9 protein-coding genes and 1 pseudogene are annotated in these 7809 nt (G+C 70.4%); 8 read left to right on the forward strand and 2 right to left on the reverse strand.

Translation table 11 applies throughout. The features are described 5' to 3' along the window. Both Q8M82_RS10310 and lpxK read left to right on the forward strand, forming a co-directional pair. A pseudogene (locus Q8M82_RS10310) lies at positions 1–198 on the forward strand (3-deoxy-D-manno-octulosonic acid transferase); the annotation flags it as partial. Beyond that, complete coding sequence (gene lpxK, locus Q8M82_RS10315) at positions 198–1211, forward strand: tetraacyldisaccharide 4'-kinase (protein WP_305691276.1); 1014 nt, start codon at positions 198–200, stop codon at positions 1209–1211. The pseudogene Q8M82_RS10310 and the gene lpxK, both read left to right, overlap by 1 nt. Here the strand turns inward: lpxK and Q8M82_RS10320 are convergent. Continuing rightward, entirely contained in the window at positions 1188–1409 is a 222-nt protein-coding gene (locus tag Q8M82_RS10320; protein WP_305691277.1) for a DUF2093 domain-containing protein, read from the reverse strand. The two genes, lpxK and Q8M82_RS10320, sit on opposite strands and share 24 nt — an antisense overlap. 55 nt (positions 1410–1464) lie before the next feature. On the opposite strand from Q8M82_RS10320, the gene Q8M82_RS10325 reads away from it, so the two are divergent. Next, positions 1465–2343 carry a dienelactone hydrolase family protein gene (locus Q8M82_RS10325; protein ID WP_305691278.1) on the forward strand — a complete coding sequence of 293 codons (879 nt, stop codon included), beginning with the start codon at positions 1465–1467 and terminating at the stop codon, positions 2341–2343. A gap of 12 nt (positions 2344–2355) precedes the next feature. Here the strand turns inward: Q8M82_RS10325 and xseA are convergent, their stop codons facing one another. Next, positions 2356–3945, reverse strand: a complete 1590-nt coding sequence (gene xseA, locus Q8M82_RS10330; protein ID WP_305691279.1) for an exodeoxyribonuclease VII large subunit — start codon at positions 3943–3945, stop codon at positions 2356–2358. A gap of 231 nt (positions 3946–4176) precedes the next feature. Here xseA and purD point away from each other — a divergent pair, with 231 nt between their 5' ends. The 5 genes from purD to Q8M82_RS10355 all read left to right on the forward strand — a co-directional run. Further along, the gene (gene purD / locus Q8M82_RS10335; protein WP_305691280.1) at positions 4177–5460 is read left to right on the forward strand and encodes a phosphoribosylamine--glycine ligase; all 1284 of its coding nucleotides are present in this window, start codon (positions 4177–4179) and stop codon (positions 5458–5460) included. 57 nt (positions 5461–5517) lie between these two features. Further along, positions 5518–5769 carry a type II toxin-antitoxin system VapB family antitoxin gene (locus Q8M82_RS10340; protein ID WP_305691281.1) on the forward strand — a complete coding sequence of 84 codons (252 nt, stop codon included), beginning with the start codon at positions 5518–5520 and terminating at the stop codon, positions 5767–5769. Next, entirely contained in the window at positions 5766–6176 is a 411-nt protein-coding gene (locus Q8M82_RS10345) for a type II toxin-antitoxin system VapC family toxin (protein WP_305691282.1), read from the forward strand. The genes Q8M82_RS10340 and Q8M82_RS10345 overlap by 4 nt, the downstream gene beginning before the upstream one ends. Beyond that, the gene (locus Q8M82_RS10350; protein WP_305691283.1) at positions 6173–7087 is read left to right on the forward strand and encodes an alpha/beta fold hydrolase; all 915 of its coding nucleotides are present in this window, start codon (positions 6173–6175) and stop codon (positions 7085–7087) included. The genes Q8M82_RS10345 and Q8M82_RS10350 overlap by 4 nt, the downstream gene beginning before the upstream one ends. A 27-nt stretch (positions 7088–7114) precedes the next feature. After that, the coding region (locus tag Q8M82_RS10355; protein ID WP_305691284.1) for a patatin-like phospholipase family protein at positions 7115–7809 on the forward strand (695 nt) is incomplete at its 3' end.

The following is a 7809-nucleotide window of genomic DNA, read 5'->3' on the forward strand; positions in this document are numbered from 1 at the left end:
GCGCGCGAGGTCGCCGACGCGCAGGGGCTGGCGGGAGCGGTGCATCGCTGGCTGAGCGACCCCGCCAGCGCGCGCCAGGCCGCGCGTGCCGCCGCCCAGACCAGCGCCGAACTGGGCGGCGCGCTCAACCGCACGATCCAGGCACTGGAGCCCCTGCTGATGCGGATGGCGCTCGGCCAGCGCGACGGCGCCGCCTGATGCGGGCGCCCGCCTTCTGGTGGCGCCGGCCGAGCCTGCTCTCCCGGCTGCTTGCCCCGATCGGATGGGTCTATGGCGCGATCACGCTGCGGCGCATGCGGCGGCCGGGCGCCGACTGCGGGGTACCCGTCATCTGCGTCGGCAACTTCGTTGCAGGTGGCGCCGGCAAGACGCCGACCGCCATCGCGCTGACCGACATCCTGACACAGCGCGGCGAAACGCCCTTCGTGCTGATGCGCGGCTATGGCGGGTCCCTGCCCGGCCCGGTCGAGGTCCACCCCGAACACCATGCCGCCCACGCGGTCGGCGACGAGCCGCTGCTGATGGCGCGCCATGCCCGCACCGTCATCGCGCGCGACCGCGTCGCGGGAGCGAGCCTCGCCCGGGCGCTGGGCGCCAGCGTCATCGTGATGGATGACGGCCTGCAGAACCCGGCGCTGGTCAAGCGGTTGAGGCTCGCGGTGGTCGACGGCGCGTCCGGGGTCGGCAATGGCCTGTGCCTGCCGGCGGGGCCCCTGCGCGCGCCGCTGGAGGGGCAACTCGGAGAGGTCGACGCCGTGCTGGTGATCGGTGCCGGAGGGCCGGGGGCTGCGGTCGCCGCCGCGGCGGCGGCACGCGGCATCGCCACGCTCGGCGCGCGGCTCGCCCCCGATCCCGCCGTGGTCGCGCGTCTCGCGGATCAGCCGGTGCTGGCCGTGTCGGGCATCGGCAGGCCAGAGAAGTTCGCGGCGACCTTGAGGGAGGCCGGCGCGCGGATCGTGGCCGAGCGGGCCTATGGCGATCATCACGCCTATCGTCGCGACGATGTCCGGGCGGTGGTCGCGGAGGCCGCGCTCTATGACAGCCTGATCGCCACCACGGAAAAGGACTGGGTGAAGCTCGCGCCGCTCTGGCCGGATGAGGAGCGCGGGCGGCTCCTGCCCGTGCCCGTCAGGCTGGTGTTCGACGCACCCGAGCGCATCGAGGCGCTGCTTGCCGGTGCTGCCGGCTCAACCCCTGCCGGCGCGACGTAGCCTCAACTGCACGGCTTCAGGCGAGGCATAGGCCTCCTGCCAGTCCACCGACCAGTAGCGCAAATCCTCGATGCGGATGGGCGCGCCGGTCACCGCGCAACGGACGAAGGCGCCGGGGCGCACGACGCGGAATTCGCCGTGGCCGTAGTCCAGGGCGGCTTCAGGTCCCGGTATCGGGGCGCGTTCGCTGATGTTCATGACAATCTATCTAAAACATTGATCCACGGAGGCAATGCCGGGATAATCCCGATCCGTGATAGCGCCCCCGCCGACGAAGTCCAGCCTCGTGACACTTTGCCTCGTACGCATCGCCGCCGCTCTGGCCGGCCTGTCGCTGCTGACCAGCGCCGCGCTCGCGGGCGGCTACGAGCGCGTGCGCCTGCCGAGCTATGACGGCGATCTCGACGCCGTGCTCTACCGGCCGAAGGGACCGGGGCCGTTCCCGGCGGTCGTCGCCCTGCATGGCTGCGGCGGCCTGTTTCGTGAAAGCGGCAGGCTCTCGCTGCGCCATTCCGACTGGGGCGAGCGGCTCGCAGCCGAAGGCTATGTCGTCCTGATGCCGGACAGCTACGGCTCGCGCCGGCTGGGCTCGCAATGCGGCGTCAAGGAGGTCACCGTGCGGGCCAGCCGCGAACGCGTCGCGGACGCCGCGGCTGCGCGGCACTGGCTGCAGTCGAGACGCGACGTGCTGGCCGACCAGGTCGCCCTGCTGGGCTGGTCGGGCGGCGGTTCGTCCGTGCTGGCCGCCATCCGCACGGATCGCCGGCCGGCCGATGAGCGACCCGATTTCAGCCGGGCGATCGCCTTCTATCCCGGCTGCAGGACGCAATCGGAGTCCGCGAGCTTCATGGCGCGGCTGCCGGCGATGATCCTGATGGGCGACGCCGACGACTGGACGCCGGTCGGCCCCTGCGACTTCCTGGCGAAGGCCGCGCGAGCCCGGGGCGAAAAGGTCGAGATCGTGATCTATCCGGGCGCGCTGCATGATTTCGACCATCCGCGGCTGGAGGTGAAGGAGCGCAGCGACATCGCCTTCTCCGCGACCGGCACCGGCAAGGCGACCGTCGGCACCAATCCCGAAGCGCGCGAAGACGCGATCAAGCGGGTCAAGGCCTTCCTGAAGGGGCTCTGAGGCGAGCGTCGATCAGAACAGGTCGCCCTGCGCCGTCTTCGGCCCATCGCGCCGGGCGGGACGGGCCGAACGGGCAGGCCCCTCCCCGCCCCCTGCCACGACCACACCGAAGCGCCCGCCCGCGACCTGCACGCCGAGCGCCTGGCCGGCGCGCAGCTGCGCCGGATCGCGGATCACGGCCCCCGCCTCGTCGCGCACCAGCGCATAGCCGCGCGCCAGCACCGCCTCGGGCCCGAGCGAGGCGAGCAGCGACACCGCGGACCGCAAGCGCTCCCGGCGGCGCATCAGGCTTTGCGCGAACGCCCGCTGAAGGCGCGCTTCCAGCGCCGGCAGACGCTCGCCGCGCAGGGCGACCCCGCGGGCCAGGGCCTTTGCCGCGCGTTGCTCGAGTTCCTGCAGTCGCCGCCGAGCCTCGGCGATCCGGCGGCTCTCGGCGGACAGCGCGGCGTTGCGCGCCTGCGCCAGCACGCGCCCATAGCCTTCGAGCCGAGCCCGCAGCGCCGCGAGGCGCGCCAAGGGCGACTGACGCGCCAAGCGCTGCGCGGCGAAGCCGAGCTTCTGTTCGTGCTTGCGGGCATTGGCCGCCAGCGCCGGGGCGAGCCGGGCCGAGGCGAGATCGAGCCGCTGGCGCGGGCCCGACAGCACCGCCTCGGGGCCGGGCAAGGCACGGGCGAGCGCGCGCAGATCGCTGCGGCGGCGGTCGGAGAGGCGGCGCATCGCACCGGCCTGGCGGCGCGCGAGGTCGGCAACGAGGCTCATCAGCTCGGCCCGCACGGGCACGACCTTCTCGGCCGCGCCGGTCGGCGTGGGCGCACGCAGATCGGCGGCGTGGTCGATCAGGGTGACGTCGGTCTCGTGGCCGACCGCCGAGACCAGCGGGATCAGCGAGGCGGCCGCGGCACGGACCACGATCTCCTCGTTGAAGCCCATCAGGTCTTCGAGCGAGCCGCCGCCGCGGGCGACGATGATGACGTCGGGCCGCGGGATGCGCCCGCCCTCTGGCAAGGCGTTGAAGCCGGCGATGGCGGCGGCGACCTCGGCCGCGCTCGTCTCGCCCTGCACCCGCACCGGCCAGACCAGGACATGGCGGGGAAAGCGGTCCTCCAGCCGGTGCAGGATGTCTCGGATGACGGCGCCGGTCGGCGAGGTGACGACGCCGATCACACGGGGCAGATAGGGGATGAGCTGCTTGCGCTCCTGCGCGAACAGCCCTTCCGCCGCCAGTTTGCGGCGGCGTTCCTCGAGCAGCGCCATCAGCGCGCCGATGCCGGCGGGCTCGAGCGAGTCGATGATGATCTGATAGCTCGACTTGCCGGCGAAGGTGGTGATCTTGCCGGTGGCGATGACCTCGAGGCCCTCCTGCGGCTTCGTCTTCAGCCGGCCGAAGACGCCCTTCCAGATCACCGCATCTATCTTGGCGTTGGCATCCTTCAGCGAGAAATAGACATGGCCCGAGCCGACCGGGCCGCGATAGCCCGAAATCTCGCCGCGCACGCGCACGAAGCCGAAGGCGTCCTCCAGCGTGCGCTTGAGCGCGCCGGAGAGGTCCGAGACCGACCATTCGGGGGTGTTGCCGACGGGCTTGGGCGATTCGCTGTCCATGGCGCGACCATAGCGGCGCCGGAGCGGCCGCAGAAGCGTTGCCGTCGCGCCGCGCGGCGGCTATTGCCGCATCGACTCTTGGCCCATCACAGCCCTCATCCTGAGGAGCCGCGGCACGCGGCGTCTCGAAGGATGGTCCAGCGCGCACTGGAGCATCCTTCGAGACGCGTTCCTACGGAACGCTCCTCAGGATGAGGGCTTGCAAGACCAGCCCTGCGGATTGGAATGACGATGAAGATTCTTCTGATCGGATCGGGCGGCCGCGAGCATGCGCTTGCCTGGGCCATCTCGGCCTCGCCGCTCTGCGACCGGCTCTTCATCGCGCCCGGTAACCCCGGCACCGCGCGATGCGGGGAGAATGTCGTCATCGACATCGCGGACCACGGCGCTGTCGCCTCCTTCTGCAAGCTGCAGGGCATCGGACTGGTCGTCGTCGGGCCTGAGGGACCGCTGGTCGCCGGCCTCGCCGACGATCTCGCGGCGGCCGGCCTCAAGGTCTTCGGCCCCTCGAAAGCCGCAGCCCAGCTCGAAGGCTCGAAGGCCTTCACCAAGGAGCTCTGCGCGCAGTTCGGCATCCCGACCGCGGGCTTCGGCCGCTTTGCAGACGCAGCCTCCGCCAAGGCCTATGTCGCGTCACAGGGTGCACCGATCGTGATCAAGGCCGACGGTCTCGCCGCCGGCAAGGGCGTGGTCATGGCGGAGACAATCGACGAGGCGAATGAAGCGATCGAGATGATGTTCGGCGGCGGGCTGGGCGCGGCCGGCGCCGAGGTCGTCATCGAGGAGTGGATGATCGGCGAGGAGGCGAGCTTCTTCGCGCTCTGCGACGGGACGAACGCGCTGGCGCTCGCCTCGGCGCAGGACCACAAGCGCGTCGGCGACGGCGACACGGGACCCAACACCGGCGGCATGGGCGCCTATTCGCCGGCCCCGGTAATGACGCCCGCCATGGAAGCGCGCGTCATGAAGGAGATCATCGCGCCGACGCTGGCGGGCATGGCCCAGCGCAGAACGCCCTTCAAGGGCGTGCTCTTCGCCGGGCTGATGATCACCGCGCAGGGGCCGAAGCTGATCGAATACAATGTCCGCTTCGGCGACCCCGAATGCGAGGTGCTGATGCCACGGCTGAAGAGCGACATCGTGCCGGCGCTGCTCGCCGCCTGCGACGGCGTGCTCGACAACATCACACTGCGCTGGTCGGACGAGGCGGCGCTGACGGTGGTGCTGGCGGCGCGCGGCTATCCGGGCAAGCCGGAGACGGGCAGCGTCATCAGGGGTGTCGAGACAGCGGCGGCACTCGACGACGTGCTCGTCTTTCATGCCGGCACGAAGCAGGATGGCGCGGGCGCGCTGCTGGCGGCGGGTGGGCGCGTGCTCAATGTCGTCGGGCTGGGCAAGACGGTGCGCGAAGCGCAGGCGCGTGCCTATCGCGGCGTCGATGCGATCGACTGGCCGGAAGGCTTCTGCCGCCGTGACATCGGCTGGCAGGCGGTCACGCGCGAGCGCGAAGGCTGACGGAGGCGGGGCAATCGTGTATATACAGCGCAGGATCCGATATATACGGAGGCTTCGATGGCAATCCTCATCAAAGACGCCGAGACGGACCGTATCGTCCGGGAGCTCGCGGCGCGCACGGGTCGCACGATCAAGGACGCCGTGCGTTTCGCTGCGGAGCGCGAACTGGCCGAGCTCCCGCGTGGCGAAGGGCGCATCGATCTCGTCAAGCTCGAGGAAACGCTTGCGCGTCTTCGTTCCTATCCGGTCACGGATGACCGGTCGGCCGATGAGATCCTTGGCTATGATGAAAACGGACTGCCGGCGTGATTGTCGCCGATAGCTCGGCCATCGTCGCGATTGCCTTTGGCGAGCCAGAGGCTGCCTATTTCCAAAGGCTGCTGACCGATGCCTCCGATTGTGTCTGCTCTGCCGTCACCTTCACCGAATGCGTGATGGTCCTGATCGGAAAACGGGCCACGACGCCCTTGCGCGAAGTGGAGGTGCTCTTCGACGACCTCAAGGTTCGGCCCGCCGCGCTCGATGTCGAGCAAGGCCGCCTGGCCAGCGAAGCCTTCGTTCGCTTCGGAACGGGCCGCCACCCGGCCAGCCTCAATCTCGGCGACTGCTTCTCCTACGCGCTGGCCAAATCGCTGAACGCACCGCTGCTCTACAAGGGCATTGATTTCAGCCATACCGATATCGTCTCGGCTGCTGCCACAGGAGCCCGTCCATGAGCAATCTCGACAGCCTCTTCCCGGGGTTCTCCGGCCGCTGGATCAGCGGGCCCGTCGGCAAGATCTTCGCCCGCGTCGGCGGCGAAGGGCCGCCGGTCGTGCTGATCCACGGCTTTCCGCAGACCCATGCCGAATGGCACAAAATCGCCGGCGAGCTGGCGAAAACCCACACCGTGGTCTGCCCGGATCTGCGCGGCTATGGCTGGTCGATGGCGCCGCATGGCGATGGCGGGCTGGAGACCTATACCAAGCGCGCCATGGGCGAGGACATCGTCGCGGTGATGCAGGCGCTCGGACATCTGCGCTTTTCCGTCGTCGGCCATGACCGCGGGGCGCGCGTCGCCTACCGGCTGGCGCTGGACCACCCCGGCCGTGTCGAGAGGCTGGCGCTGCTCGACATCCTGCCGACGGTCTCGATGTGGGACGGCATGAATGCGGGCCGCGCCATGCAGGTCTATCACTGGACCTTCCTGGCCCAGCCGGAGCCGGTGCCGGAGAACCTGATCAAGGCCGATCCGCTGGGCTGGCTCGACCATACCATCGCGAACTGGACGCGGGCCAAGTCGCTCGATCTGTTCGACCCGCTGGCGATGCAGGCCTATGGCGAGTCCTTCAATGACCCCGCCCGGATCCATGCCGCCTGCGAGGATTACCGCGCCGGCGCGACCACCGATGTCGAGCAAGACCGGGTCGATCTCGCCGCGGGCAACCGCATCCTCTGCCCGACGCTCATTCTGTGGGGCGAGGCCGGCATCCCGGCAAAGGGCGCCAGCCCGCTCGAGATCTGGCGCGAGACCTTCGCGCCCCAGGCAGAAGGACAGGCGATCGAAAGCGGGCATTTCCTGCCCGAGGAGAACCCGGCGGCGACGCTGGCTGCGCTCGCGCCCTTCCTGGCGCAACCCATTGCCTGAAGCGCGGCGAAGGGCCAGATCCGGGTGATGCCGCGCCGTCAGCCCCGACCTCCCGAGACCAAGGCGCATGACGGGGCCCTCGTGCGACCGCCGCAGCCGGGCCAGCCCGAACTCGCCCTCGTGCTCGGAGCCGGCGGCGCACGCGGCCTCAGCCATATCCCGGTGCTGGAGGCGATCGACGAACTCGGCGTCCGCCCGACGCTGATCGCCGGCTGCTCGATGGGCGCGATCGTCGGCGCCGCCTATGCCGCCGGACTGTCGGGCCGTGAGCTGCGCGAGCATGCGACGATGGCCTTCCGCGACCGGGCCAAGGTGATCGCGCGGCTGCTCGATGCCCGTATCGGCAAGTTCACCGACCTGATGCGCGGGCTCGGCAATCCGGTGCTGATCGACGGTGAGCGGATGCTGGACCTGTTCTGGCCCGAGGCCGTGCCGGACCGTTTCGAGGACCTCGCCATCCCCTTTCTGGCGACGGCGACCGACTATCATCTCCATGCCGAGGTCGCGCTCGGCCGCGGCCCGCTGACGCCGGCCGTGGCCGCCTCGCTGGCGATCCCGGGGCTGGTGCGTCCCGTCGTGATCGAGGGGCGCGTGCTGATCGACGGCGGTGCGATCAACCCCCTGCCCTATGACCGGCTGATGGCGCCGGGCAGGATCGTCATGGCGGTCGACACCAGCGCGCCCGCCACCGTCAGCGAGCCCCGGGTTCCAAGCCCGCTGGA

It is taken from the genome of Allobosea sp. (assembly GCF_030694325.1).
Classification (GTDB): Bacteria; Pseudomonadota; Alphaproteobacteria; order Rhizobiales; family Beijerinckiaceae; genus Allobosea.